The organism is Corynebacterium sp. Marseille-Q2823, from assembly GCF_903645345.1.
Lineage (GTDB): Bacteria > Actinomycetota > Actinomycetes > Mycobacteriales > Mycobacteriaceae > Corynebacterium > Corynebacterium hiratae.
Genome location: NZ_CAHJXS010000003.1, coordinates 1 through 22,859, shown reverse-complemented (window position 1 = coordinate 22,859; position 22,859 = coordinate 1). Strand labels below are relative to the sequence as shown.

Annotated in this window: 26 protein-coding genes; 10 read left to right on the top strand and 16 right to left on the bottom strand. The window is 62.6% G+C overall.

The genetic code is table 11. From position 1 onward, the window contains the following. Positions 1-4 precede the first annotated feature (4 nt). Together HWX44_RS13245 and HWX44_RS13240 are read left to right on the top strand one after the other, a co-directional pair. The gene (locus HWX44_RS13245) at positions 5-337 is read left to right on the top strand and encodes a hypothetical protein (RefSeq protein WP_254868100.1); all 333 of its coding nucleotides are present in this window, start codon (positions 5-7) and stop codon (positions 335-337) included. Between the two features lie 105 nt (positions 338-442). Then, positions 443-823, top strand: a complete 381-nt coding sequence (locus tag HWX44_RS13240; protein ID WP_303049247.1) for a hypothetical protein — start codon at positions 443-445, stop codon at positions 821-823. 33 nt (positions 824-856) lie between these two features. Here HWX44_RS13240 and HWX44_RS03920 read toward each other — a convergent pair whose 3' ends face one another. The 9 genes from HWX44_RS03920 to HWX44_RS03880 all read right to left on the bottom strand — a co-directional run bounded on the left by HWX44_RS03920 (position 857) and on the right by HWX44_RS03880 (position 8,061). After that, on the bottom strand, positions 857-1,138 hold the full coding sequence (locus tag HWX44_RS03920) for an ATP-binding cassette domain-containing protein (RefSeq protein ID WP_080975062.1): 282 nt from the start codon (positions 1,136-1,138) through the stop codon (positions 857-859). A 305-nt stretch (positions 1,139-1,443) separates the two neighbouring features. Continuing rightward, positions 1,444-2,094, bottom strand: a complete 651-nt coding sequence (locus HWX44_RS03915) for an AAA family ATPase (protein ID WP_010188886.1) — start codon at positions 2,092-2,094, stop codon at positions 1,444-1,446. After that, positions 2,091-2,825, bottom strand: coding sequence for an AAA family ATPase (locus tag HWX44_RS03910; protein WP_010188884.1), 735 nt, complete (start codon positions 2,823-2,825; stop codon positions 2,091-2,093). Before HWX44_RS03910 ends, HWX44_RS03915 begins: the two co-directional genes overlap by 4 nt. 18 nt (positions 2,826-2,843) lie before the next feature. Then, positions 2,844-3,794, bottom strand: a complete 951-nt coding sequence (gene rlmB, locus HWX44_RS03905) for a 23S rRNA (guanosine(2251)-2'-O)-methyltransferase RlmB (RefSeq protein ID WP_175973282.1) — start codon at positions 3,792-3,794, stop codon at positions 2,844-2,846. Positions 3,795-3,852: 58 nt separating this feature from the next. Beyond that, entirely contained in the window at positions 3,853-5,274 is a 1,422-nt protein-coding gene (gene cysS, locus HWX44_RS03900; protein ID WP_158381542.1) for a cysteine--tRNA ligase, read from the bottom strand. Positions 5,275-5,307: 33 nt separating this feature from the next. Further along, entirely contained in the window at positions 5,308-6,003 is a 696-nt protein-coding gene (locus HWX44_RS03895) for a hypothetical protein (RefSeq protein ID WP_158381541.1), read from the bottom strand. Positions 6,004-6,268: 265 nt separating this feature from the next. Next, positions 6,269-6,760, bottom strand: coding sequence for a 2-C-methyl-D-erythritol 2,4-cyclodiphosphate synthase (gene ispF / locus HWX44_RS03890; RefSeq protein WP_175973279.1), 492 nt, complete (start codon positions 6,758-6,760; stop codon positions 6,269-6,271). Further along, complete coding sequence (gene ispD, locus HWX44_RS03885; RefSeq protein ID WP_175973583.1) at positions 6,753-7,505, bottom strand: 2-C-methyl-D-erythritol 4-phosphate cytidylyltransferase; 753 nt, start codon at positions 7,503-7,505, stop codon at positions 6,753-6,755. Before ispD ends, ispF begins: the two co-directional genes overlap by 8 nt. Next, positions 7,477-8,061, bottom strand: coding sequence for a CarD family transcriptional regulator (locus HWX44_RS03880; protein WP_046649265.1), 585 nt, complete (start codon positions 8,059-8,061; stop codon positions 7,477-7,479). The genes ispD and HWX44_RS03880 overlap by 29 nt, the downstream gene beginning before the upstream one ends. Positions 8,062-8,349: 288 nt before the next feature. Between HWX44_RS03880 and HWX44_RS03875 the strand changes: the two genes are divergently transcribed. Beyond that, positions 8,350-8,925 (top strand): hypothetical protein, encoded by a 576-nt coding sequence (locus HWX44_RS03875; protein WP_158381538.1) that lies wholly within the window; start codon positions 8,350-8,352, stop codon positions 8,923-8,925. A 119-nt stretch (positions 8,926-9,044) separates the two neighbouring features. On the opposite strand, the gene HWX44_RS03870 is transcribed toward HWX44_RS03875, so the two are convergent. Beyond that, positions 9,045-9,278, bottom strand: a complete 234-nt coding sequence (locus tag HWX44_RS03870; RefSeq protein WP_070821337.1) for a hypothetical protein — start codon at positions 9,276-9,278, stop codon at positions 9,045-9,047. A gap of 43 nt (positions 9,279-9,321) precedes the next feature. After that, positions 9,322-9,531, bottom strand: coding sequence for a hypothetical protein (locus tag HWX44_RS03865; RefSeq protein WP_070546290.1), 210 nt, complete (start codon positions 9,529-9,531; stop codon positions 9,322-9,324). A gap of 169 nt (positions 9,532-9,700) precedes the next feature. On the opposite strand from HWX44_RS03865, the gene radA reads away from it, so the two are divergent. Next, the gene (gene radA / locus HWX44_RS03860; protein ID WP_049154761.1) at positions 9,701-11,083 is read left to right on the top strand and encodes a DNA repair protein RadA; all 1,383 of its coding nucleotides are present in this window, start codon (positions 9,701-9,703) and stop codon (positions 11,081-11,083) included. Here radA and HWX44_RS03855 read toward each other — a convergent pair. Both HWX44_RS03855 and HWX44_RS03850 read right to left on the bottom strand, forming a co-directional pair. Further along, positions 11,070-11,795, bottom strand: a complete 726-nt coding sequence (locus tag HWX44_RS03855) for a hypothetical protein (protein ID WP_049154729.1) — start codon at positions 11,793-11,795, stop codon at positions 11,070-11,072. The two genes, radA and HWX44_RS03855, sit on opposite strands and share 14 nt — an antisense overlap. Positions 11,796-11,908: 113 nt before the next feature. Then, entirely contained in the window at positions 11,909-12,532 is a 624-nt protein-coding gene (locus HWX44_RS03850) for a carbonic anhydrase (RefSeq protein WP_070515866.1), read from the bottom strand. A gap of 40 nt (positions 12,533-12,572) precedes the next feature. Between HWX44_RS03850 and HWX44_RS03845 the strand changes: the two genes are divergently transcribed. Beyond that, positions 12,573-13,433 (top strand): A/G-specific adenine glycosylase, encoded by an 861-nt coding sequence (locus HWX44_RS03845; protein ID WP_071409488.1) that lies wholly within the window; start codon positions 12,573-12,575, stop codon positions 13,431-13,433. Here HWX44_RS03845 and HWX44_RS03840 read toward each other — a convergent pair. Both HWX44_RS03840 and HWX44_RS03835 read right to left on the bottom strand, forming a co-directional pair. Then, positions 13,399-14,715 (bottom strand): threonine/serine ThrE exporter family protein, encoded by a 1,317-nt coding sequence (locus HWX44_RS03840; protein ID WP_049154726.1) that lies wholly within the window; start codon positions 14,713-14,715, stop codon positions 13,399-13,401. The genes HWX44_RS03845 and HWX44_RS03840 overlap by 35 nt on opposite strands. Beyond that, positions 14,715-14,885 carry a DUF4236 domain-containing protein gene (locus tag HWX44_RS03835; protein ID WP_080975064.1) on the bottom strand — a complete coding sequence of 57 codons (171 nt, stop codon included), beginning with the start codon at positions 14,883-14,885 and terminating at the stop codon, positions 14,715-14,717. Before HWX44_RS03835 ends, HWX44_RS03840 begins: the two co-directional genes overlap by 1 nt. On the opposite strand from HWX44_RS03835, the gene HWX44_RS03830 reads away from it, so the two are divergent. Then, positions 14,884-16,143 carry a lipase family protein gene (locus HWX44_RS03830; protein ID WP_254868098.1) on the top strand — a complete coding sequence of 420 codons (1,260 nt, stop codon included), beginning with the start codon at positions 14,884-14,886 and terminating at the stop codon, positions 16,141-16,143. The genes HWX44_RS03835 and HWX44_RS03830 overlap by 2 nt on opposite strands. Positions 16,144-16,214: 71 nt before the next feature. Next, a complete protein-coding gene (locus tag HWX44_RS03825) occupies positions 16,215-17,105 on the top strand; it encodes a cation diffusion facilitator family transporter (RefSeq protein WP_175973277.1) in 891 nt (296 codons plus the stop codon). A gap of 484 nt (positions 17,106-17,589) precedes the next feature. Here HWX44_RS03825 and HWX44_RS03820 read toward each other — a convergent pair whose 3' ends face one another. Beyond that, the gene (locus HWX44_RS03820; RefSeq protein WP_175973275.1) at positions 17,590-20,367 is read right to left on the bottom strand and encodes an ATP-dependent Clp protease ATP-binding subunit; all 2,778 of its coding nucleotides are present in this window, start codon (positions 20,365-20,367) and stop codon (positions 17,590-17,592) included. Positions 20,368-20,601: 234 nt separating this feature from the next. On the opposite strand from HWX44_RS03820, the gene HWX44_RS03815 reads away from it, so the two are divergent. From HWX44_RS03815 to HWX44_RS03805, 3 genes are all read left to right on the top strand, one after another. Continuing rightward, the gene (locus HWX44_RS03815) at positions 20,602-21,288 is read left to right on the top strand and encodes a hypothetical protein (protein WP_175973273.1); all 687 of its coding nucleotides are present in this window, start codon (positions 20,602-20,604) and stop codon (positions 21,286-21,288) included. 121 nt (positions 21,289-21,409) lie between these two features. Beyond that, positions 21,410-22,075 carry a hypothetical protein gene (locus HWX44_RS03810; RefSeq protein ID WP_175973271.1) on the top strand — a complete coding sequence of 222 codons (666 nt, stop codon included), beginning with the start codon at positions 21,410-21,412 and terminating at the stop codon, positions 22,073-22,075. Between the two features lie 2 nt (positions 22,076-22,077). Further along, entirely contained in the window at positions 22,078-22,848 is a 771-nt protein-coding gene (locus tag HWX44_RS03805) for a serine/threonine-protein kinase (RefSeq protein ID WP_175973269.1), read from the top strand. Positions 22,849-22,859 lie beyond the last annotated feature (11 nt).

Genomic DNA, 22,859 nt, shown 5'->3' with positions numbered 1-22,859 from the left:
ATGCGTGACTTTGGAACGCCGTAGCCTCGAATTACAAGACCGCACCCGCACGTACCTCGTGTACCGCCCGAATGATGACGTCGAGCGCCAGAGAGACCTCCTCCTGTTCTTCCACGGCTCCCTGCAATCCGCGAACGTCATCCGCCGCTTCACTAACGGCACGTTCGATGACCTCGCCACCCGCCACGGCATGCTTGCGGTCTACCCCACCGGCGTGGAACAGCACTTTAACGATGCCCGCGCCACCCTGCCCGTCGCCGCGCGCGAGCTGGGCATCGATGACGTCGCCTTCACGCGCGCCATCCTCGACGAGCTGCGCGCGGAGCAGGAGGATTAGCGCGTGTCTTCTCCTCAACGCGGCAGATGGTTATCCGCTGCCTTCAGCCCCGGCTTGCCGATGCCGCCTGCATCTTCGCCTCCACTCTCGGCGCCGGCGCCAACCATGCGCCCACCAATCCGGACTCGGCGTACCAACCCACCCCGGTCATGTTCGTCCACGGCACGGGCGACGGCTCCCCTATACGGCGGAACGGCGGGCATTGACCCGAAGCGCACCCGCGGTGCCGTCACCGGCGCGCAGGAGAACGCCGCACGCTTCGCGGAGCTCAACCATGCCGCCGGCCCAGAGCGCACCCACCTTTTCCCCGACACCGTTGTCGACCGCTGGGAGCCGGCAGACGCCACCGGCGCGCCGGTCGAGCTCGTGAGCGTCGAGGGCATGGGCCACGTCATCCCGTCGGGCAACGAGCTGGACCCACGCCTGGGTAAAAACACGGATTCCTTCATCGCTGCCGAGCTCGTGGAGGAATTCTTCGGGCTCTAGACTGCACGTGCGCCCCATCGTGTCTCACTCCACTCAGCCCCAACCTCGGGTCGAGGCCGTTCGTAGGTGAGCGTCGAGAAGCAATAATTGTGGATTACCGACCAGTGCTTTGGCGATTCCTAGACGCTGTTTCATACCGAGCGAAGCATGCTCGCAGGAAACACTGTGGTGCAATGAAAGGCCTACAAGGGATAAAAGATCCTTCAGTTCATCATTCAGTGAACCTTGTTGTAGTGGTCGGCAATGTCGTTGACGATCGCGTAGAGGTCGCGTTCCATCGCGTAGGTTTTCTTTTCTCGAGTACTGACTAATCACACTTGCGACCCGTTGTTATCTAGAGAATTATTACGTCCCAGCGTGATGTTGCACACGTCTGTGCATGTATCTACTCTCGATGTCACGGTTTGCTGGCGAAGATTCTTCAAGTTACCCGCAGCTGAATCTGTACAAGGTGAAAACGGCAGGCAAAGGACCGAGTCGTCCTCGTCTCTAAGCCGTGGAACCCCAATCCTCCAGAACCTTGTATTCGGCACACGCACGCAATCTGAATGTTCAAGATGTGAAGTACTGGCCAGCAACCAAGAAGTAAAGATCGCCATCCAGCTTTCTCGGCCCTGAATCTAGCATCCGGAGGCGTAGAGAAACTCACGCAACGACTGAAACGCCAGCGTCTGTGTCACGTCGCGCAGCTCAAGGAAGAACCCATCTTCTGTAATTTCAACAATCCGCGCACCGGGGATGGCTGCCACAATCGGCGAGTGCGTCACCACGATGAACTGCGCACCCGCCTCCGCGGCGCGATGGATTTCCGCCATGAGCGTCATCTGCCGCACGAGCGAAAGCCCAGATTCCGGCTCGTCGAGGATGTAGAGCCCGCGCCCATCAAAGGAACGCTGCACGACGTCCATGACGGACTCGCCATGCGACATCGCGGTCGAACCAACGTTGTAGTGCGCCTCCGCTCGCAGGAAGTAGCCGTCCTTGGGCGCGGTACCTAGCCGCAGGCTCGCCCACCTCCGGAGGGGATTGATGGGACCGGCGGAGCGCTGCACACCCCATATCCCACCGCGCTCAGGAAAGCCGTACTCGAAGGCAATGCCCTCGGCGAGCGTCGACTTTCCTACCCCGTTGTCCCCGGTCAGCACGGTCACCGGCGCACGCAGGTCCAGTCCTTGGCGTCGCAGCGCCACGAAACCAGGAACGGAGGACACCCACTCAGGTCCGTGGCCGCCGTCCAGCGCGGCATAGGCGTCGACATAGAAGTCTCTCATTCGCCCTCCCCAATAAGAAACGCGGCGGTCCCCAATGGATCGGCAAGGAACTCGCGCGCGGCGTGGACAGCTTCCGTCGCTTCGGGAGCGACGGGCGCAATCCCCTTGTCGCCGAACGCGTAGACGGTCGCGCCTTGCATGCTGAGGAAGACTGGCGAGTGCGTCGCGAGGATGACCTGCGCGCCCTGGGCGGCGAGGCGCTCGAGCTGCGTGACAACCTCGACCTGCCGGGGATAGGACAAGCCGTCTTCCGGCTCGTCGAGAATGATCATTCCGTCAGAATGGAAGCGTCTCTCGACGAGGGCGAGCAGACCCTGGCCGTGGCTGAGAAACGGCAGGTCACTGAGCGGATCGGGATTCTCCGGGCTGTGGATCTGGTGGTGATACTCGCTCAAGTTGAGGAAGGTCTCGCCGCGCAAGAAGTACACGTCGCGCGGGTTGTGCGCCCGCGAGCAGATGAGCCACTCGGGATAGTCCTCGTCGCCGGTGGCAAACCGGGCGTGGCGCGAGCCGCCCTCGGGATTGACGCCAAGCCCCACGGCGATGGCCTCGAGCAGCGTGGATTTTCCGGCGCCGTTATCCCCCACGACGACGGTCACGGGCGTAGGCAAACGCAAGGCGCCGCCGGGCAGCGCTGCGATGAGCACGCCCAGGCGGCGCATGTGTTCCGGCACGCCGGGCAGTCCCTCCCCAATAAGCTCCGGGGCGGGACGCACACTCGTGAGGAACATGGCGGCGAAAGCGTGAGCCTACTTCTGGGCCGCGCGGCGCTGGCGGGCGAACTCCGAAAGGACCGCACCTGCCGCCACGGAGGCGTTGAGGGATTCAACCCAGTCGGTCATGGGGATGGACATGATGGCATCGCAGTTCTCGCGGACGAGGCGCGAGATGCCCTTGCCCTCAGAGCCGATGACGATGACGACGGGGTCAGTGCCGCCGTTGTAGGTGTCGAGCGTGTGCTCGCCTCCCGCATCGAGGCCGACGACCTGGTAGCCAGCCTTCTGGAACTCCTGAACCGTGCGGGTCACGTTGGTCACGCGAGCTACTGGCAGGCGCGCGGCAGTGCCTGCCGAGGTACGCCAGGTCACCGCGGTAACGGAGGCCGAGCGACGCTCCGGAATGATGACGCCATGGCCGCCAAAAGCGGCAACGGAGCGGATGACCGCGCCGAGGTTGCGGGGGTCGGTGATGTTATCGAGGATGACGAACATGCCCGGTTCCTGAGCATCGCGTGCCCGATCCATCAGGTCATGGACGTCGGCATACTTGTACGGCGGGATCTGCAGGCCAATGCCCTGGTGCATACCGTTGCCGGTCATGCGGTCCATCTCGTGGCGCTGGACCTCAAGAATCGGGATGTTGCGGGTATTGCACATGGCTACCGCCTCGGAAAGGCGAGCGTCATTACGCGTGCCCTGCACGATGTAAAGGGAGGTAGCAGGCACCTTGGCGTGCAGGCACTCGATGACCGGGTTGCGGCCAACGACCATCTCCGCGGTCTCCTTCTGGTGGCGGCCCGAATTGCGGCGCTCGCGCTCCAGTTTCGCCTTGTGCTTGGCGTGGTAGACGCGGTCCTCTGCCTTAGGCGTGGGACCCTTGCCAGCTAGGCCCTTGCGGCGCTGGCCACCAGAGCCCTTCGTGGCACCCTTCTTATTCGTCTTGCGGATACCTGCGCCGCCGCGGCCATGGGTACGTGCCATAATTCTTCTCCTTTGTTGTCCTCGGCTTCTGTGCTGTCCTTGGCCTTTGCCAAGGACGTTAATCCGCCAAGGACCAGGTGGGGCCGTCGGCGGTGTCGGTGATGGTAATACCCGCGGCTGCAAGGCGGTCGCGCACGGCGTCCGCAGTAGCCCAATCCTTTTCTGCGCGGGCGGTGGTGCGACGCTCCAACTCAGCTCGGACGAGGACGTCCAGTGCCGCATCAGCGCCGCTTTCTTCGCCACTATCTTTCCACTGTTCATCGAGTGGATCAAAGCCAAGAACCGCGGCCATGGCGCGCACGGCCCCCGCGAGGCGCTCGGCCTCTGCACGGTTGCCTTCACTGAGCGCCTTATTGCCCGCGCGAACGGTGGTGTGGATTTCTGCCAGCGCCTTCGGCACAGCGATGTCATCATTCATCGCTTCCTCGAAGGCCGGGGTCCACTCCCCCTTCTCGATGCCCTCGAACTTGCCCACGAAGTCCTCGATGCGGCGGTAGCCGGCCGCAGCTTCGGTCAGCGCTGCCTCGGAGTATTCGAGGACCGAACGGTAATGCGCAGAGCCCAGGTAGTAGCGCAGTTCGACTGGGCGGACGATCTCCAGCATGTTGGCGATGGAGAGCACGTTGCCCAAGGACTTCGACATCTTCTCACCGGCCATGGTGACCCAGTGGTTGTGCATCCAGTAGTTGGCGAACTTATCCCCCGCCGCATGGGACTGCGCGATCTCATTTTCGTGGTGCGGGAACTGCAGGTCCAAGCCGCCGCAGTGGATATCGAACTCGCTGCCCAAGTAGTAAGTGGACATGGCAGAGCACTCCAGGTGCCAGCCCGGACGGCCACGACCCCAAGGGGTGGGCCAGGACGGCTCCCCCGGCTTTGCAGCCTTCCACAGCGCGAAGTCCTGCGGGCTGCGCTTGCCAGCGTTGTCTGTTTCGCCCTGTTCCATCTCCTCGACACGGTTGCCGGACAGCGAGCCGTAGTCCGAGCCTTCCGTGGCATTCCACGCCGCGACGTCGAAGTAAACGGAACCGGATTCGTCCTCTCCCCCCGCCGTGCCGCTAGGCACGGCGTAGGCGAAGCCGGCGTCGATAAGCCGCTGCATGTACTCCACCATCTGGGTGACAAAGCCCGTCGCGCGCGGCTCCACCGAAGGGGGCAGAACGCCCAGGGTGTTGTAGGCCTTGGTGAACTCACGCTCGTAGGTGGATACCCATTCCCACCAGGGGCGATTATTCTCAGCGGCCTTGGTGAGGATCTTGTCATCGATATCAGTCACGTTGCGCACGAGTGCCACGTCATAGCCCTGCGCGATGAGCCAGCGGCGCAGGATGTCGAAGGCGACGCCGGAGCGCAGGTGGCCAATGTGCGGCTGGGACTGCGGGGTGGCACCACACAAGTAGATCGACGCGTGGCCGGGGCGAACCGGCTCGAACTCACGTTGGCTGCGGGTGGCGGTATCAAAAATGCGCAAAGTACTCACCTGGCCTAGTCTAATTGACCCGCGAGTAGGAATTCACCACGGCCGATGGTCACACGGAGCAGGACTGGGCGCAATGCCTGTCCATTCAACGGCGTATCCCATCTGCCGCAAGACCTTCACAGCTTTTTCAGGATTATCAGCTACCGCTCCGCGCAACTGTTCGTCGAGCCACTTCTCCCGACTTTCGCCGAGATAGCTTTTCCATCCAGGCCTTGATCGAAAACCGCACTCCGCGAAAAGGAAGAAAAAGTAATCCTCCAAAGACACCCGAAACCGTCTGCCGCCTACAGGAAAATGTATGTCCTCAATCTTTCCCTTCTTCCGCCGATTCTTCACTCCGGAAAAATTTTTCATCAACGCAGGACTCAACAAGCCGGCCACCCCTGAATGATGAATATGGGCAATCGGAGCGACACGATTGTCTCGTTCATACTCGAAACGAACCCCAGGAGCGGTCCCGACCCGTAGCTCAAACTTGCTCGACTTTATGCTGAGGGACAATCCATCAGGTGAAACGGCCGTGTGAAAGCGAACCACAGATTCGAAAAGGTCACTGTAGGAAACACTATGGCTGCTATCGCTTCCTACCCCATAAACCAACGGGGCATGCAATTCCAATAGTGCAGAGCCATCATCTGGATTGAGGTCCGTCCACACCCGAATATCGGACTCTTCGTTGAGGGGCAACACTTTCAGGTGCACGGCATGCACCCAATTAAAGAATTCCATTGTCAGACGTTGCCCCATTCCCCATACAGACCACCGTTAACGTTCAAGCAAAAGCTCGACGCGTCGGAGCTCGTCGTATAGAGCGCGCTCTGTTTTCGAAAAGCGACCGGACTCTGCAAGCATCCGCAAATCTTCAGAGCTAAGGTTTTCCCCTACCACAGCTTCCAAGGCGTGCAGGAGTTCGTCGTGCCGAGCACGAAGTGCCTCGGTATTGGTAATTCGCATTGTCAAAGCCACAGCGTCCTCCTTTTCTGATGACTTTACGTTAGGAATTGGGAGCGCGCCAGACTACGGCCGTGGCCACGGCAGCGCGGCCCTCCTTGCGGCCGGTGAAGCCAAGGTGATCCGTCGTCGTCGCAGAGACGGACACTGGGGCGCCGAGGATGTCGCTCAGAACGGCCTCGGCTTCCTTCCGCCGCGGGCCCATCTTGGGGCTCTGGCCAACCAGTTGCGCAGCGGCGTTGCCGATGATGAAGCCTTCCTTTTCCAGCAGCTCGCGGCACTCACGCAGCAGCTGGGCGCCGGAAACCCCGTCGTACTCTGGCCGGCCCACGCCAACGAAGGAGCCGAGGTCGCCGAGGCTGGAGGCGGAAAGCAGAGCGTCGACAAGCGCGTGGCTCACCACGTCCCCATCGGAGTGGCCCTCGCAGCCATCCACGTCCTCAAAGAGAAGGCCTGCAATCCAGCAGGGTTTTCCGGGCTCGATCTGATGGGCATCGGTGGCGATTCCCACGCGCGGGATGATGGGGTTAGTCACTAGGCACCTCGAAGATGGTCGGTTCGGCCTCATCCGTCACGGCCTTCGCCAGGACGAGGTCGATGGGAGTGGTGATTTTAAACGCGAAGGTATCTCCCTGCACGGTCTCCACGCGCTCGCCGTGCCATTCCATGAGGCTGGCGTCATCCGTGGCGACAAAGTCAGGGTCCTGCGCCCAATAGTCTAGGTTGGCGCGGCGCAGCGCGGCCAGGTTAAAACCCTGCGGCGTCTGCACGGCACGCAGGCGGGAGCGATCCGGAGTAGACAGCACCGTGGTCCCCTCGACTTCTTTGATGGTGTCCGCGACGGGAAGGACCGGGATGACCGCGGTGGCACCGTCGAGCACGCGCTTGGCGACGCGCGCGATCATCCCCGGCGGCGTCAACGCCCGGGCGGCGTCGTGGACCAGCACCACGGCATCCTCATCTGGGATGGCTTGCAGGCCCCCCCAGACGGAATCGGCGCGCTCACCCCCGCCGTGGACGATGCGTACGGGCACATCAGAATCGATGCGGTCGAGGATGCTGGCGGCATAATCCTCCATGGCGGGGCTGACGAGAACGATGACTTCATCGACAAATTCCGAGGTAATCATGGCCTTCACGGAGCGCTCAAGCAGGGTACTTCCGCGCAGCTCCACGTAGGCCTTAGGAATATCAGCGCCAAGGCGCGTTCCCTGACCGGCCGCCGCGACGAGGGCGATCACGCGGCGGGTATTAGTCTTCGTCGTCGAAGGAGAGGTCATCGAGATCGACGTCATTGTCAATGTCGGTGGTGATGGACTTGTCCTCGACCAAGCCGGCGGCGCGGTGGCGCTCGATGGTGGCGTTGATTTCCTCCATCATGGTGTCCGCCTTCTTGTCATCGACCGGCTTAGCCAGGGAAAGCTCACCGACCAGAATCTGGCGGGCCTTGGCAAGCATGCGCTTCTCGCCGGCGGACAGGCCGCGGTCCTGATCGCGGCGCCACAAGTCACGCACGACTTCTGCCACCTTGTTGATATCGCCGGATGCAAGGCGCTCCTGGTTGGCCTTGTAGCGGCGGGACCAGTTGCCGGCCTCCTCCACGTCTTCTTCGCGTAAGACGGAGAAGACCTTCTCGAGGCCTTCCTTGCCCACAACATCACGCACGCCCACCATCTCAACGTTCTTGGAGGGCACACGAACCACGAGATCGGACTGGTTGATCTGGAGGACGAGATACTCGAGCTCCTCGCCGCCCATCTCGCGCGTTTCAATCGCCGTAATCTTGGCGGCGCCGTGGTGGGGGTAGACGACGACCTCTCCGACCTTAAATTCCATTGCCACTCCTTATGAAGCCTTTGAGACGGTGCCCATCGTGCGCTCTCGGCGTACTCTCAGTGGGCCGCATATACAGGGTATCTACTCTAGCACGCAGTTTTCCGGCACTGCTCCCCCACCCAGGCCCGTAGAGCAGCTCGCTTTACACCACGATGACGGCCAACATAAAGCGCGGCTACCCCCGGTTTACCCAAGAGGTTTGTCGGAAACTGTGTGCTTTTACTGCGGAGGTACTAGGCTAAAGCGTTGATAAGCTTTGTGATCGCAATTCAATGGAGGACACTCACAGTGCAGTCCCTGAAGTCCGCCGCTCGCTGCGGTGCCATCATGTCAGTTACCGCCCTCTCCGCGCTGGCCTTGGCGTCCTGCTCGGCCGGTCATGTTGCACAGACCGCGGAAAAGGTCATTGCTGTCGACGGCGCATCCGCAAGCACCGAAGATGGCAAGGTGGCCGTGCGTGACGTCACCATTCAGGTTGAGCCGGACACCGGTGAGACCTCCCTGAAGTTCGTGGCCGTCAACCAGGGCTACAAGGTCGACGACGTCATCCTCGAGTCCGTGAGCGTCGACGGCCAGGACGTACCACTGGAAGGCGCAGAGCCGCTTCCTCGCGATCACGCCCTCTACGCTGATTCCCAGACGAACCTGGACCGTCTCCCGAAGGACGGCAAGGACAAGAACATCACCTACGTGGCCACCACCCTGGAGAACGACGGCTTCGCCTTCGGCGGCGCCCGCCCGGTGACCTTCACTTTTAACACCGGCACCATCGAGGTTGACGCCACCGTGTCCGCCTCCCCGCTGCAGTCCGGTGACTTTGACCGCGACCCGCAGTCCACCGAGGGCTACGCCGAGAACAAGTAAGCCTTTTCTTCATAGAAAACCGCCCCAGCCGCCAAAGTTTTCCCGCCCGAATCACGGGCTTCAACTTTGGCAGTTGGGGCGGTGTGCGTTTAACGCTCCTCAGCGAACGCAGGAAACTCTTAAGCTCGCGAGGATGCCGTAGTCATCACAAGCAGAGAGTTAAGAATGCCCAGAGAGGACAGGGCAGCCGGGATGAGAAGCAGGTTCGGCGCCTGCGGGCCGCCGTACTTCACCATCTCATCCATAACCTGGTTGAGCGGTTCCGGGTAGGTAGCGGCGGAAGCGGCCGGGGCGCCGGCTACAGCCAGGGAGGTAGCAGCGGCCAGAGCAACGAGGGTACGACGAATCTTCATGGGTTCTCCTTGAATAGTGAGGTGTGGGGGTAAGTGAACTGGACTAGGACAGCAGGTTCGACAGGAAGCCCAAGGAGGACAGCGCCGCCGGGACGAGGATGAGGTTCTGAGCCTCATAGCCAGCGACGTTGGTGATCTCGGTCAGAACAGTGGCCAGCGGCTCGGGAGCTTGTGCGGCAGAAGCAGCCGGGGTGCCAGCGAGGGCGACGGCGGCAGAAGCGCCAGCGGCGACGAGGGTACGACGAATCTTCATGGAAATACCTTCTTGTTGTGAGAAATCGGACGGGGATAAAGAGGGGGCAGGCACACACAAGATGTAACCTGGCTAACACTGTAGCGCCTCTGTGCATATCCCGCGCGATGAAAAGGGTGCGATCCTGCCCGCGACGTGAATGTCCACACCACTTACTAGAGTGATGGGCATGGCAAAAAAGGTTCGTCCCGTCCACACGTGCTCTGAATGCGGCTTCGTCTCCCCCAAGTGGCTTGGCCGCTGCCCCGAGTGCGGTTCATGGGGAACGTTGCAGGAAACCGCGGCGTCAGAAAGCAGCACCGCGGCCCAGGCCGCTGTGTCTGGACGCCGACCAACCGGCCTGACACCGACGAGCCCAGCGGTTCCGATTACGAAGGTGGGCGCTGCCGCCACGAAGGCCCTCAACACTGGCATCGGGGAGCTCGATCGCGTTCTTGGCCGCGGCATCGTTCCCGGTTCGGTGGTGCTCATGGCGGGTGAGCCGGGAGTCGGAAAATCCACTTTGTTATTGGAGGTCGCCTCCCGCTGGGCGCAGCTGGGCCGCACCGCCCTCTATGCCACGGCCGAGGAATCCGCCGGGCAGGTCCGCGCCCGGGCCGAGCGGACCGGGGCCTTGCACGAGACGCTCTACCTCGCGGCCGAATCGAATTTGGATGTCGTCTTTGGTCACGTCGAACAGCTCAAGCCCAGCCTCCTCATCGTGGACTCCGTCCAAACCATGCACGCGGCCGGGGTGGAGGGCGTAGCCGGTGGCGTGGCACAGTCGCGTGCGGTGACCGCAGCCCTGACCACGCTGGCCAAAACCACCGGCATCCCCATCCTCCTCGTCGGACACGTGACCAAGGACGGCAACGTCGCTGGCCCGCGCGTGCTCGAGCACCTCGTGGACGTCGTGTTGAACTTTGAAGGTGACCGTCAATCCTCCCTGCGTCTGCTCCGGGGACTCAAGAACCGCTTCGGCGCCACCGATGAGATGGGCTGCTTTGAGCAAACCGCCGCCGGCATCCGGGAGGTGGCGGACCCTTCCGGCCTCTTCCTCTCCCACCGCGGCAGCACCCCAGACGGTTCAGCGGTGACCGTCGCCATGGATGGCGTGCGCCCCATCCTGGCGGAGGTGCAGGCGCTGACCGTCGACCCCGTGGCGAAGAACCCGCGGCGCGTGGTCACGGGGCTCGATGCCAACCGTGTCCCGATGGTGCTCGCCGTACTGCAGGCCCGCGCCGGTGAACGCACCAACGATAAGGACGCTTACGTGGCCACGGTGGGCGGCATGAAGATTCAAGAGCCGGCGACGGATCTTGCCGTAGCGCTCGCCACGTGGTCTTCCTTGCACGAGCAGCCGCTACCACCGAAGACGGTGGTCATCGGCGAGGTGGGCTTGGCCGGCGAAGTTCGCCGCGTACCGAACCTAGACCGCCGCTTGGCAGAAGCGTCCCGCTTGGGTTACCGCTACGCCATCGTCCCGCCCGGAAAGGTAGATGTCGGCGGCGGCATACAGGTGCGCCAAGCCGCAACCCTGAGCGAGGCGATTGCAGCGCTTAAAGCAAGTTGAACGGCAACGCTGGGGAGTAGTTTTCCCCGATGACAGTATGCAGGAAGTAAGCGCCCGGCTCGGCTTCCTCGCGCTCGGTGCACTGGCCCGGCTCGGAGCGCTTGCGGGACCAATCCGCCTGGAAGTAGCGCGTCTCACCGGACTTGAAAGTCTGCTTGCCGGTTTCTACCGAGGCATAGCAATCGGTATCGGACCACACGCGTTCGTTCGAGCCCATCTTGTAGACCTCGAAACGCAGCTGCTCTTCATCGAGATCGATGGAGCAGTCCTCCGTCGTCGGGTTAAATACCTCCAAGTAGAAGGTGGGCATCTTGCCAGCGGGGACGCTGTCCTCGTTGGTCTTGGCCATCACTTTAAGGTCTTGGAGGGAACACGTTGTCTTGGATGGATCAACGGTGAGCTCAGCTGGCTTTGCCTCGGAGGTCGGTTCTTCTTTGTCCGCCTCCCCCGCCTCGGGCTCGGTGGATTCCTCAGACGCAGTGGATTCCGTCGTCTCCACCGCCGAGGTTGCATCCTCCGACGGAGTCAGAGTTCCCGACGCCGCCGCCTGCTGCGACTCGGCTCCCGGGTCCTCCTTCGAACCGCTAAAGAGCGCGGTAGCAGCCCAAATAAGGATGACCACGAGTACCAGAATCGCCACGAGCGCGGCGATGCGGCGACGCAGGTAAATCTCTCGCGGCAGCTGCTTCGGGGTACGGGATGGCTCAGTCACAGCTCTTAGTTTAAGGGGACTAGAGCCCAACCCGGGCCAGCCCGGGGCCGCGTGTCTTGAGCAGCGACTTCTATGCGCTTAGTCCCGCCCAGTGCCCGGGCCAGCCGGCGAGCCTAGTGAACGCCGTGCAGGACGACGGTCTCCACGCTGGAATCCTCTAGGAGGTAGCGCAGGCCGACGATGCCGAGCGTGCCGGCGTCGAGAAGCTGGCGCGCAGCCGGCACGTCAGAAATGATCTGGGAGACTGTCTGCGCGGTATTCTCGCGCTCGAAATCGGCGAGCTCCTCGCGGCCATCACGCTTGGCCACCATCGAGGCAGCGGCCACGCGCTCAATGATCGGACGCTGCAGGCCCGTCGGCAGATCGCCGCCCGCCAGGAAGTCCGCGGCTGCGCCCACCGCACCGCAGGACTGATGCCCCATCACCACGAGCAGGTTGGCCTTGAGATTCTCCAGGGCATAGTCCAGCGACGCCATCACCGCGCTGTCCAGAATGTGACCGGCGGTGCGGATGACGAAGGCATCGCCGAAACCAATGTTGAACACGTGCTCAATGGGCGCGCGGGAATCGGAGCAGGCCAGCACGATGACGCGTGGGTCCTGGCCTTGGGTCAGGCCAGCGCGCAGCTTCGCATCCTGATTAACGTCGATGAGGTGGCCCGTCACCAGGCGGTGGTTACCTTCCTGGAGGGCTTCCCACACCTTCTGCGGGTTTTGAGGGACATCTACTAAAGGCATGATCCTTACTCTAGTCCCCACCGCCTACACTGAGGTGCCTATGGATACCCAAGCTGTCGTGGAATGGTTCGATGCCCATGAGCGTCCCCTACCGTGGCGCGAGCCAGGGACCTCGGCATGGGGCGTGCTCTTAAGCGAGGTCATGAGCCAGCAAACACCCGTCGCGCGCGTCGCCCCGCAGTGGGAGGAGTGGATGCGCCGCTGGCCCACCCCGCAGGACCTCGCGGCGGCTTCCAAAGCGGATGTCCTGCGCGCGTGGGGCAAGCTGGGCTACCCGCGCCGCGCGCTGCGCTTGTGGGAATGCGCGAAGGAGATTGGTGAGGGACCGGTCCCGGGGGATGTCGACAAGCTCTTGGCGCTACCGGGGATCGGTGAGTACACCGCCCGTGCGGTGGCCTGCTTCCATTTTGGCCACAACGTCCCGGTGGTAGATACCAACGTCCGCCGCGTCCATGCCCGCGCCGAGGAGGGCCGCTTCCTGGCGCCACCTCCCGCAAAACGCGAGTTGGCGCAGGTAGAAGCCCTGCTTCCAAAAGAGAACGGTCCGCGCTTTTCAGCCGCGCTCATGGAGCTCGGCGCGCTGGTGTGCACGGCGAAGAATCCCGATTGTGCCGCCTGCCCCATCAAGTCCACGTGCGCTTGGCAGCTCGCGGGCTGTCCGGAGCCCAGCGAAGAAGAGACCGCGCGGGCCAAGAAGCGAGTGCAAAAGTTCACCGGTACGGACCGGCAGGTGCGAGGGCTGCTTCTCGACGTCCTCCGCGCCACCCCTCATCCCGTCGAGCAATCCGCGCTCGACGCGGTATGGCCGGACGCGGCACAGCGCTCGCGCGCACAAGCCTCACTGCTCGAGGATGGGTTGATGGATGTCAACGACGAGGGTTTGTTCCACCTTCCGCACTAGGCACATGTGAGAAGTCGATGAGGTGGCCGAAGGTCCAGTCACGGTCGGTCAACAGGCGCGCGAGGATAAGCCCACAGCCGATGGCTGCCACGGCCATCGAGGCGGTAGCGAAGTTGCTCAACGCCTGGTCCATGTTACCCACGTTGAGGTGATAGACAGTGCGGAACATGGAGGTGCCCGGGATCATGATGACGGACGCGGGCACCGTCGTGGTGATGCGCGGTAGGTGTGCGCGTGTGGAGGCCACCGCACCCAAGAGCCCGACGATGAGACCACCTACGAAGGCGCCGACGTAGGCCGTGGCCCCGACGCCGATGAGGAGCAGGCGCACAAGGTTGGCCACCGTTCCCACCGCGGCCGCCACGAGCACCATCCGGCGCGAGGAGTTAAAGAGGAACGCGAATCCGGAAATGCCTAGGAAGCTGGCCGCCGCGGCGGCGAGGTACCACACGGGCGCATAGTCCGGAATTCCCGGTTCCGGGGTGAGTTCCGTGGTCCAGCTGACTAAGGCCACGGTAAAGGTCGCAGCTGTGATCACCGTCAGCGCGTAGGTCAGGCGGGATAGTCCGGCCTCGAAGTCGAAGCGCGCGAGATCAATGAGCGCGGAGAATAGCGGGAAGCCGGGAATGAGGAAAAGTACGGCGGCCACATAGCCCGAGGAAAACTCCGACGGGTCCGCCACCCCGGCGGCGGCCACAGCCTCGGTGGTGAAGAAGTACACGAGGCTAGCCACAGTTCCGGCCGCCACGATGCAACCCAGCTGGTGAACGTGCTTGCCGTGCAAGACCGCGCGGGTGAGCTGGCCGCAGAAAGCGGCGAGAGCCACTAGGAGAATCGCCAGCGGCGTGAAGAAGTTCAGGACCGCGAAAGAGGCGCACGCAATAGCTGCCGCTGCAGCCAAGAGCCAGCGGTTCCAACGCTTGACCACCGTTGACTCGATGGAATCAAGCATCTCCGTGAGCTCTTCCGCAGTAATGCCCGCGTACAGCCTGTGGTGGGTGAGATCCTCCAGCGCCTCGATGCGGGAGGCGTCGACGGCGGGTGAATGCTGCTGGGCCACCACGGTGCGAAACTCGCGGCCGCGGTGAAACGTGCATGTTATCTGGGTGACGCCAACGTTGGCGTCGAGCCGATCAAAGCCGAGCGCACGGGCGGCACGTTTCATGCCGCGCAGGACGCGGTAGCCGGACGTTCCCGCCCCCATGAGCATCATGCCTAGGCGCAAGACGACGTCGGCCTCGTACCCCATACGGACATAGTCGCTGTTGGGGTGAGATGTCATTAGCGCCAGCGTCCCCGGAAATTCAGGCCACCGGGCAGGTTGACCCACATGCCGCCGCGGGAGTTAAACGTCACGGGGCCGACCTTCGTCGACATCGAGGCACCGGAGCCGGAGAGGTTGATCCAGCTGTTCTTTCCGGTCTTCTTGCGCTTGCGATAATAAATTCCCATGCGTGCCAGCTTAGCGCGGATGCGCACCACGACGCCGCAGGCTACTCTGAGCTTTGTGCGAATAAAATCCCTGTTAACAGTGCTGACGGCCACCGCTGCTCTTATTCTGGCGTCACCCGCCGCCCACGCGGTGGAGCCGGGCAGCGTCCAATCGGCGTCACCGATAGAACAACCCGGTGTTAAGGCCACTGTTATCTCTTATTCCTCCACCCTCATGGATGGCACACCCACCACGGTGACCGGCATGGTCTACGAGCCCTCAGCACCATGGAACGGGCCGGGCGAGCGCCCAACTATCGTCTACGCGCCGGGAACGCGTGGGGCGGGTGACCAGTGTGCACCGTCCCGAGCCCGTTTCGCCGCCGACGGCAACCGCGTTGACCAGCGCTATGAAGCTGCGGCCACGCGCGTGTATAACTATGCGGCCTCCCAAGGTGTGCGCGTCGTAGTCACGGACTACATCGGGCTCGGAACCCCGGGGCACCATTCTTATGTCAACAACGTCGAGGAGGCCCACGCGGTTCTTGACGCCGCCCGCGCCGCGCTCCGGCTCGCCGGTGCTCCCTCCGATTCCCCCGTGGGATTTGTCGGCTATTCCCAAGGCGGCGGTGCAGCTGCCGCTGCAGGCGAATACGCCGCTAGCTACGCCCCCGGGCTCAACGTCAAGGGAACCTTCGCTGGCGCACCGCCAGCGGACCTCTTCGAGGTAATGCAGGCGGTCGACGGCTCAGCCCTCGTTCACGTGTTGGGCTACGCCATCAATGGTTTTGCGGAGCGTAGCCCAGAGTTCTCCCGGGAGATCATCGGTGAGATGAATCCGCGCGGCCACAGATTCCTCGCCGACGCCGCCACCTTTTGCTTGCGCGAATCGATGTCTACCTGGGGAAATGTTCGAACCAGTGAGCTGACCACGAGCGGTGAATCCTTCGCCGAGCTCCTGCGCCGCAAGCCGGTGGCCTCCCGCATGCTGCACGAGCAGCGCCTTGGCCAGCGTGCTCTCAATGCCCCGATGATGGTGGTCAACTCCCCGACCGATGACATCATCCCCTACCAGCAAGCACGCCGCATGGCCCACGACTTCTGTGCTGCCGGCGGGACCGTCTACTTTGAGGACGCCTGGGCGGTCAACGTGAACCCAGGCTCGGGCACCAACCATGCCGCGCCCACGGTCCGCGCGGTTCTGCAGGGCACGAACTACCTCATCGACCGCTTCCGCGACGTCCCCGCACCGTCAAACTGCCAACCTGCCGAATCCTAGAATCGCCCCCTGGCGCCGCCATCCATTTTCATTTAATTGTCAATAAGCGCCGGCGGGGATAGGCTGAGTGCATGGCACACGAGCACCACGACCACGATCACTCCAGCACGCCGCTGCGCGCACTACTGATTGCACTGAGCATTACCGGAACCGTCTTCTTCGCGGAGCTGATCGGCGGCTGGTTGGCGGGCTCAATGGCGCTGATGGCGGATGCGATGCACATGCTTTCCGACGCCGCTGGGCTCATCATCGCGGTACTCGCGGTGTTGGTTGGGCGTCGACAAGCATCGGCCCAGGCCACGTACGGCTACCGGCGAGTAGAGGTGCTTGCAGCGCTGGCGAACGCGGTGATGGTGCTGGCGATCTCGGTGTGGATTGTCGTCGAGGCGGTGCGCCGCCTGCAGAGCCCGGCTGAGGTGCAAGGAACAACGATGCTGATCATCGCGGTGATTGGCCTTGTGGCGAATGCGCTGTCGGCGTGGGTGCTACACCGGCACCGCGAATCCTCAATCAACGTGGAGGGCGCGTTCTTGCACGTGCTGGTGGATATGCTCGGCTCGGTCGCAGTGATCGTGGCGGGCATCGTGGTGCTGACCACGGGGTTTGTGGCGGCGGACGTGATCGCCTCCCTGATGATCGCGGCGATGGTGCTCCCGCGCGCCTGGCAGCTCATGCGCCTGTCGGCGAGCGTGCTGCTCGAGCAGGTCCCGGCGGACTTCGACGCCAGTGCGATCGAGCCCGCGCTGCGGGAGGTCGAGGGCGTTGCCGATATCCACGACCTGCACCTGTGGAGCCTGGACGGCGTGAACGTGCTGACGACCGTGCACATCGTGCGCGACGGTACCGTCGACACCGGCCCGCTGTTGGATGCCGCCCAGCAGGCCCTGCGCGAACACGGCATCGAGCACTCCACCATCCAGATCGAGCACCCGGAGCACGAATCCCACGAGACGGTGTGCTGATTCCCTTCTAGCCCGGCTTAGGTCATGAGCGGGCGAGCAACGTCACTCCTAACACTGCTACCTGGTACTTTTCGGCGGTGGGGTGGGATTGTTCCGCACGAAACTGAACCAAGTCAAAAGGGCGTCCCGCAAAAGGCATCTGGCAAACGGCATCTTTGGGTCTAAAAACGCCATCTACAAGGCGTAAAAGGCGTTTTCAGCCGTGAAAACGCCTTATGACAGATGCCTTTTGTCAGACGCCTTTTACCAAACGCCTCCATCATCCAAGTCGAGCACCCGGAGCACGAATCTCACGAGACGGTGTGCTGATTCCCTTCTAGTGGTGGGCGGGCCTTCCCGCCCACTGGGCCTTCCCGCCCACTGGGGCGTGCCTCCCACCGCGGCTGGAGGACACACAAAGAAAGCCCCGAACCGCACGCGGTGTCACACGCATGCGGTTCGGGGCTTATTCCTTATGGGTCCAGCACGGGGCCCAAGTCAGCGCTTAAAGCGGCTGGCTAGCACCGGCACCTGCCGGCGGCGGGTTGCCGTTATCACCATCATCGTTGTGGGATTCCTCAGCGGAATCGCTACCAGACTCGTCGAGGACGTCCGGGGTGACGGTGTCAGGACCATCGGAATCCGGACCGTGGGACTCCTCATCGATCTCGGTGGCGAGTTCCTCATCGGCCTCACGCACGGCGGTCTCCTCGAGCTCATTGTCGAAGGTGTCCTCCGGCAGCGGGCGTGGACGCGGCGTGAAGGTGAAGGTGGCGGAAGAATTGTCCTTGGACTCGCCGTCCCAGCCCTCAACATCCACGGTGATGATTTCACCCGCACCGATTTCGCCGAAGAGAATCTTCTCGGAGAGCTGGTCCTCAATCTCACGCTGGATGGTGCGGCGCAGCGGACGAGCACCCAAGACCGGATCGAAGCCACGCTGAGCCAGCAGGTCCTTGGCCTTCTGAGTGAGCTCGATGCCCATGTCACGCTCGGAGAGCTGCTTCTCTACGCGGGCGATGAGCAGCTCCACCATCTCGACGATCTGCTCCTGGGTGAGCTGGTGGAAGACCACAATCTCATCGATACGGTTGAGGAACTCTGGGCGGAAGTGCTTCTTCAGCTCGTCGTTGACCTTGTTCTTCATGCGCTCGTACTGCGCATCGGCGTCATTCTCCGAAGAGCCGGTAAAGCCCAAGCCCACGGCCTTCGAGATGTCCTGGGTACCCAGGTTGGAGGTGAAGATAAGCACGGTGTTCTTGAAGTCCACCACGCGGCCCTGACCATCGGTCAGACGGCCATCCTCCAACACCTGCAGAAGGGTGTTGTAAATCTCCTTGTGGGCCTTTTCGATCTCATCGAAGAGCACCACGGAGAAAGGCTTGCGGCGAACCTTCTCGGTCAGCTGGCCGCCCTCTTCGTAGCCAACGTATCCCGGAGGAGCACCAAAGAGGCGGGACGCGGTGAAGCGATCGTGGAACTCACCCATATCGATCTGGATGAGGTCATCATCCGAACCGAAGAGGAAGTTAGCCAGGGACTTCGACAGCTCCGTCTTACCCACACCGGAGGGGCCGGCGAAGATGAAGGAACCGGAAGGACGGCGCGGATCCTTCAGGCCGGCACGGGTGCGGCGAATGGCGCGGGACACGGCCTTGACGGCATCGTCCTGGCCGATGATGCGCTTGTGCAGCTCCTCTTCCATGTTGAGGAGGCGGTTGGATTCCTTCTCCGTGAGCTTGAGCACCGGAATGCCGGTCCAGTGCGCGAGGACCTCAGCGATCTGCTCCTCGCCGACCTCGGCGATTTCCTCCAAGTCACCAGAGCGCCACTGCTTTTCCTTTTCCGCGCGCTCTTCGCCCAGCTTGCGCTCCTTATCGCGCAGTCCAGCGGCCTTCTCGAAGTCCTGGGCGTCAATCGCAGCTTCCTTTTCCTTGCGGACCTCTGCGATGCGATCATCCACTTCGCGCAGGCCCTCCGGGGCGGTCATGCGCTTGATGCGCATACGGGCACCGGCCTCATCGAGGAGGTCAACAGCCTTATCCGGCAAGAAGCGGTCATTGATGTAGCGGTCCGACAGGGAGGCCGCAGCCTTCAACGCTTCATCGGTGTAGGAGACGCGGTGGTGTGCCTCGTACTTATCGCGCAGCCCCTTGAGGATCAGGATGGTGTCATCGAGGGAGGGCTCCTCCACCTTGACAGGCTGGAAGCGGCGCTCCAAGGCAGCATCCTTCTCAATGTGCTTGCGGTACTCATCCAGGGTGGTGGCACCGATGGTCTGCAGCTCGCCGCGGGCCAGTTTCGGCTTCAGCAAGGAAGCAGCATCGATAGCGCCCTCGGCGGCACCGGCGCCGACCAGGGTGTGGATCTCATCGATAAAGAGGATGATGTCACCGCGTTGGTTAATCTCCTTGAGCACCTTCTTCAGGCGCTCCTCGAAGTCACCGCGGTAGCGCGAGCCAGCCACCAGGGAGCCGAGGTCCAGCGAGTAAAGCTGCTTGTCCTTGAGGGTCTCCGGGACCTTGCCGTTAACGATATCGAGGGCCAGGCCCTCGACCACGGCGGTCTTACCCACGCCGGGCTCACCGATGAGCACCGGGTTGTTCTTGGTCCGGCGAGACAGAACCTGCATGATGCGTTCAATCTCGGAATCGCGACCCACGACTGGGTCCAGCTTGCCGTCGCGCGCAGCCTGGGTGAGGTTGCGGCCAAACTGGTCCAGCACCAGGGAGTTGGAGCGCTCGCCGGAGCCACCCGGGCCAACACGGCCTCCCTGGCCAGCGCCGGCACCGGCGCCTACCGGGCCGGGGCCACCCTGGGACTGGCCGCCTTCGCCTTCATTCCCTTCGTAGCCGGAGAGCAGCTGGATAACCTGCTGGCGCACGCGCGGCAAGTCGGCGCCCAGCTTGGTCAGCACCTGAGCCGCCACGCCGTCACCCTCACGGATGAGGCCGAGCAGCAGGAACTCAGTGCCAATGTACTTGTGGCCCATCTGGAGACCCTCACGCAGGGAGAGCTCGAGAACCTTCTTCGCGCGCGGGGTAAATGGGATGTGGCCGGTGTGCGGCTGAGAACCTTGACCAATAATCTCTTCCACCTCACGGCGGACGTCCTCCAGCGAGATACCCATGGACTCCAAAGCCTTGGCCGCTACGCCTTCGCCTTCGTGAATAAGCCCCAGGAGGATGTGCTCGGTGCCGATGTAATTGTGGTTGAGCATGCGTGCTTCCTCCTGCGCCAAAACAATGACGCGGCGAGCACGGTCAGTAAACCTCTCGAACATTACCTCTTACCTTTCGCTGTAAATGTGTCATCCACTCTAACGCGCGGGGCGGACACTCCATTCGCGAATTCCGCACCCCCCTTCTCAAAAACCTCGTTTCCCCAGGTAGAACCACTGTACGCCGGTAGCGAACAGGTAGCGGGAGGCGTCGCCAAGCGCCTGCGCGCAAGCCTTAAAGTAAAGTAACTCTTCAGTCAACACTGGTTACATCCCCGCGGGAAGGAGCCTCCCCCGATGCAACAGGCACAGCACGGCACTCTGCTTATCGACGATCTGATTGGGCACTCCCGCCTCCTCGAGGTCTCCGAAAGCGTCACCCTTGGCCGCCAGGGGGACTTCCTACTGGCCTCCGATGATCCCGCCATGCACCGCACGTTCCTGCAGGTGTGGTCCAACGGCTCACAGTGGTTCATCAAGAACATCGGCAGTTTCATCGCCGCTACGATCCAGCCGCCCGCCGCCTGCGGCTTCGGCCGCACCCTCATCAGCCCCGGCAGTATTGAAGTTCTGCACCCGGGAACGTCCACACTCTATTTCTCCACTGCCACCATGAGCTACGAGTGCGAGCTCACCGTCATGCAGTCGCTGCGCAGCCCACAGCCCAGCCTTCCACCGGATGGACCGTTTACCACCCACGTCTTCGAGCCAAATGAGGAGCAGTGCCTGCTGCTCAAGACCCTCGCTCAGCCGCTCCTCGACAACCCCGCCGCGGAGCCACGGGTGGTCGTGAGTAGTCAGCGCGAGCTAGCAGAGGTCCTGGATTGGACGGAAAAGAAAGTAGAGCGCAAGATTCAGACGCTGGCGGAGACCTTGCAAAAGCTCGGCGTTCCGCAGTTCCAGCCGGGCCAAAAGATCTCATGGCGCATTGTGCTCGCCCAATTCGCGGCCGCGCACCCGCACTACTATGCGCACCTTTCATAACAATTCAGCATTATTGTTTTAAGCGCTCACCGGTGCTGTTATTCTTTGTCTGATTCTGGCCCCTATCTATTTTTATCCCCTTCTATCCCTCATCTGTCCCTCTGCAAGGATCTGACAACCAATGTTCGCCTCCGTCTCTCCGCGCGCGCTAGCTGGACTCGGCGTAGCGCTCCTCGCGCTGTCTGCGTGCGCGACGAACAAAGACACCGCGGAGGATGCGCCCAAGTTCACGGTCACGGGCCAGACCACCCTGTCCCAGCACGAAGACGTTCCTGTCGAGGGCACCGATTCCGAGATTCCAGAACCCAGCGAACCTTCGCACCTGCGCCAGGATGACGGCACCTACCTGCTCACGAAGAAGGAAGCGGGCCCAGGAGTGGTCAACGAAATCGTGGCCACCTACTCGGGCGTGGAGCCCTACGGTTTCCAAACCCTGCGCGTTGAGCTGGACAACCGGCGCTACGACGGGGCCATCGGCGGCTCTGCCCCGACCGGCGTGCTGCAGTGGGCCACCGGGGGTGCCCTTGTCCTCAGCGTGCAGGCCACGAACTTGAGTGGGGACGAGGCGGATCTGGACAACAATGCCGAATGGCAGGTGGCGCTTCTCGACGACACCCAGTCACACCACCTCAAGGAGGGCGAGGATTTCGTCGTGGACTGTGAGTCCGGCGAGTGCACGCTGGTTGCTCGGCTCACCGACCCCGGCGACTTCGTCGCAGAGATCAGCATCCGGCAGGCCGGTTATGAGCCTTTTGTCATTCACCAGCCCATCATCGTCGCCGCATAGCCATGAACAGCCAGCCCACCGCTTCCGGTCTGCCTTTGGATCTTGAGCCCGAGCTCAGCGCCAAGGGCTACTCGCAGTTCCACCAAATCGGTGCGGGTGGCATGGGCACCATCGTCTTCGCCCGCAAGGAGAGCTTGGACCGCGAAGTCGCCATCAAGGTCATCGCGCAGCATGCGGCCGAGGATGATGAGGAGGTCTGCCGCTTCATGGCGGAGATGCGCACCGTCGCGGCACTCGAGCATCCGGCCATCGTGCCTATCTACGATGGCGGCATCACCCCGGGTGGCGTGCCTTATTTCATTATGAAATTTCTGCGCGGCCCCAGCTTGGAGGCGCACATCAACCAGCGCATCTTGGACAATTCCAAGTTCACGGTGGAGGAAACCGTGCAGCTGCTCGCACCCATCGCACAGGCCTTGGACTACCTGGCGGCCCTGCCTTCGCCGGTCATTCACCGCGACGTCAAACCCGCGAACATCATCGCCGATAGCACGCCTTCTTCTACTGCCCACAGCGACAGCGAAGGCTGCACCGTCATGCTGGCGGACTTTGGCATCGCCATCAACGAAGACACCAGCCTCAGGCCTGCGCGCGTCCACCGCGTGGTCGCTTCGTTGACGGCGCTGCCAACGTCCGCCAGCATGACGGCGCAGCCTTCGCTGTCGCTGGCGGCAGCAGACAGAGGCGGGCTATCGGCGGTGCTGTGCGCGGGGTTGCTGGCGGGAGGAAGCAGCGCGGCGGGAGGGGTCGGCGGGGGGGTCGAGGGCGCGTGAGTCGGGTGCGG

Coding starts and splice junctions, on each gene's coding strand:
- HWX44_RS13240 (WP_303049247.1), top strand. CDS start 443: ATGCGCCCACCAATCCGGACTCGGCGTACCAACCCACCCCGGTCATGT.
- HWX44_RS03915 (WP_010188886.1), bottom strand. CDS start 2,094: ATGAGAGACTTCTATGTCGACGCCTATGCCGCGCTGGACGGCGGCCAC.
- HWX44_RS03910 (WP_010188884.1), bottom strand. CDS start 2,825: ATGTTCCTCACGAGTGTGCGTCCCGCCCCGGAGCTTATTGGGGAGGGA.
- rlmB (WP_175973282.1), bottom strand. CDS start 3,794: ATGGCACGTACCCATGGCCGCGGCGGCGCAGGTATCCGCAAGACGAAT.
- HWX44_RS03895 (WP_158381541.1), bottom strand. CDS start 6,003: ATGGAATTCTTTAATTGGGTGCATGCCGTGCACCTGAAAGTGTTGCCC.
- ispD (WP_175973583.1), bottom strand. CDS start 7,505: ATGACCTCTCCTTCGACGACGAAGACTAATACCCGCCGCGTGATCGCC.
- HWX44_RS03880 (WP_046649265.1), bottom strand. CDS start 8,061: ATGGAATTTAAGGTCGGAGAGGTCGTCGTCTACCCCCACCACGGCGCC.
- HWX44_RS03870 (WP_070821337.1), bottom strand. CDS start 9,278: ATGAAGATTCGTCGTACCCTCGTTGCTCTGGCCGCTGCTACCTCCCTG.
- HWX44_RS03865 (WP_070546290.1), bottom strand. CDS start 9,531: ATGAAGATTCGTCGTACCCTCGTCGCCGCTGGCGCTTCTGCCGCCGTC.
- radA (WP_049154761.1), top strand. CDS start 9,701: ATGGCAAAAAAGGTTCGTCCCGTCCACACGTGCTCTGAATGCGGCTTC.
- HWX44_RS03850 (WP_070515866.1), bottom strand. CDS start 12,532: ATGCCTTTAGTAGATGTCCCTCAAAACCCGCAGAAGGTGTGGGAAGCC.
- HWX44_RS03845 (WP_071409488.1), top strand. CDS start 12,573: ATGGATACCCAAGCTGTCGTGGAATGGTTCGATGCCCATGAGCGTCCC.
- HWX44_RS03840 (WP_049154726.1), bottom strand. CDS start 14,715: ATGACATCTCACCCCAACAGCGACTATGTCCGTATGGGGTACGAGGCC.
- HWX44_RS03830 (WP_254868098.1), top strand. CDS start 14,884: ATGCGTGCCAGCTTAGCGCGGATGCGCACCACGACGCCGCAGGCTACT.
- HWX44_RS03835 (WP_080975064.1), bottom strand. CDS start 14,885: ATGGGAATTTATTATCGCAAGCGCAAGAAGACCGGAAAGAACAGCTGG.
- HWX44_RS03825 (WP_175973277.1), top strand. CDS start 16,215: ATGGCACACGAGCACCACGACCACGATCACTCCAGCACGCCGCTGCGC.
- HWX44_RS03820 (WP_175973275.1), bottom strand. CDS start 20,367: ATGTTCGAGAGGTTTACTGACCGTGCTCGCCGCGTCATTGTTTTGGCG.
- HWX44_RS03815 (WP_175973273.1), top strand. CDS start 20,602: ATGCAACAGGCACAGCACGGCACTCTGCTTATCGACGATCTGATTGGG.
- HWX44_RS03810 (WP_175973271.1), top strand. CDS start 21,410: ATGTTCGCCTCCGTCTCTCCGCGCGCGCTAGCTGGACTCGGCGTAGCG.
- HWX44_RS03805 (WP_175973269.1), top strand. CDS start 22,078: ATGAACAGCCAGCCCACCGCTTCCGGTCTGCCTTTGGATCTTGAGCCC.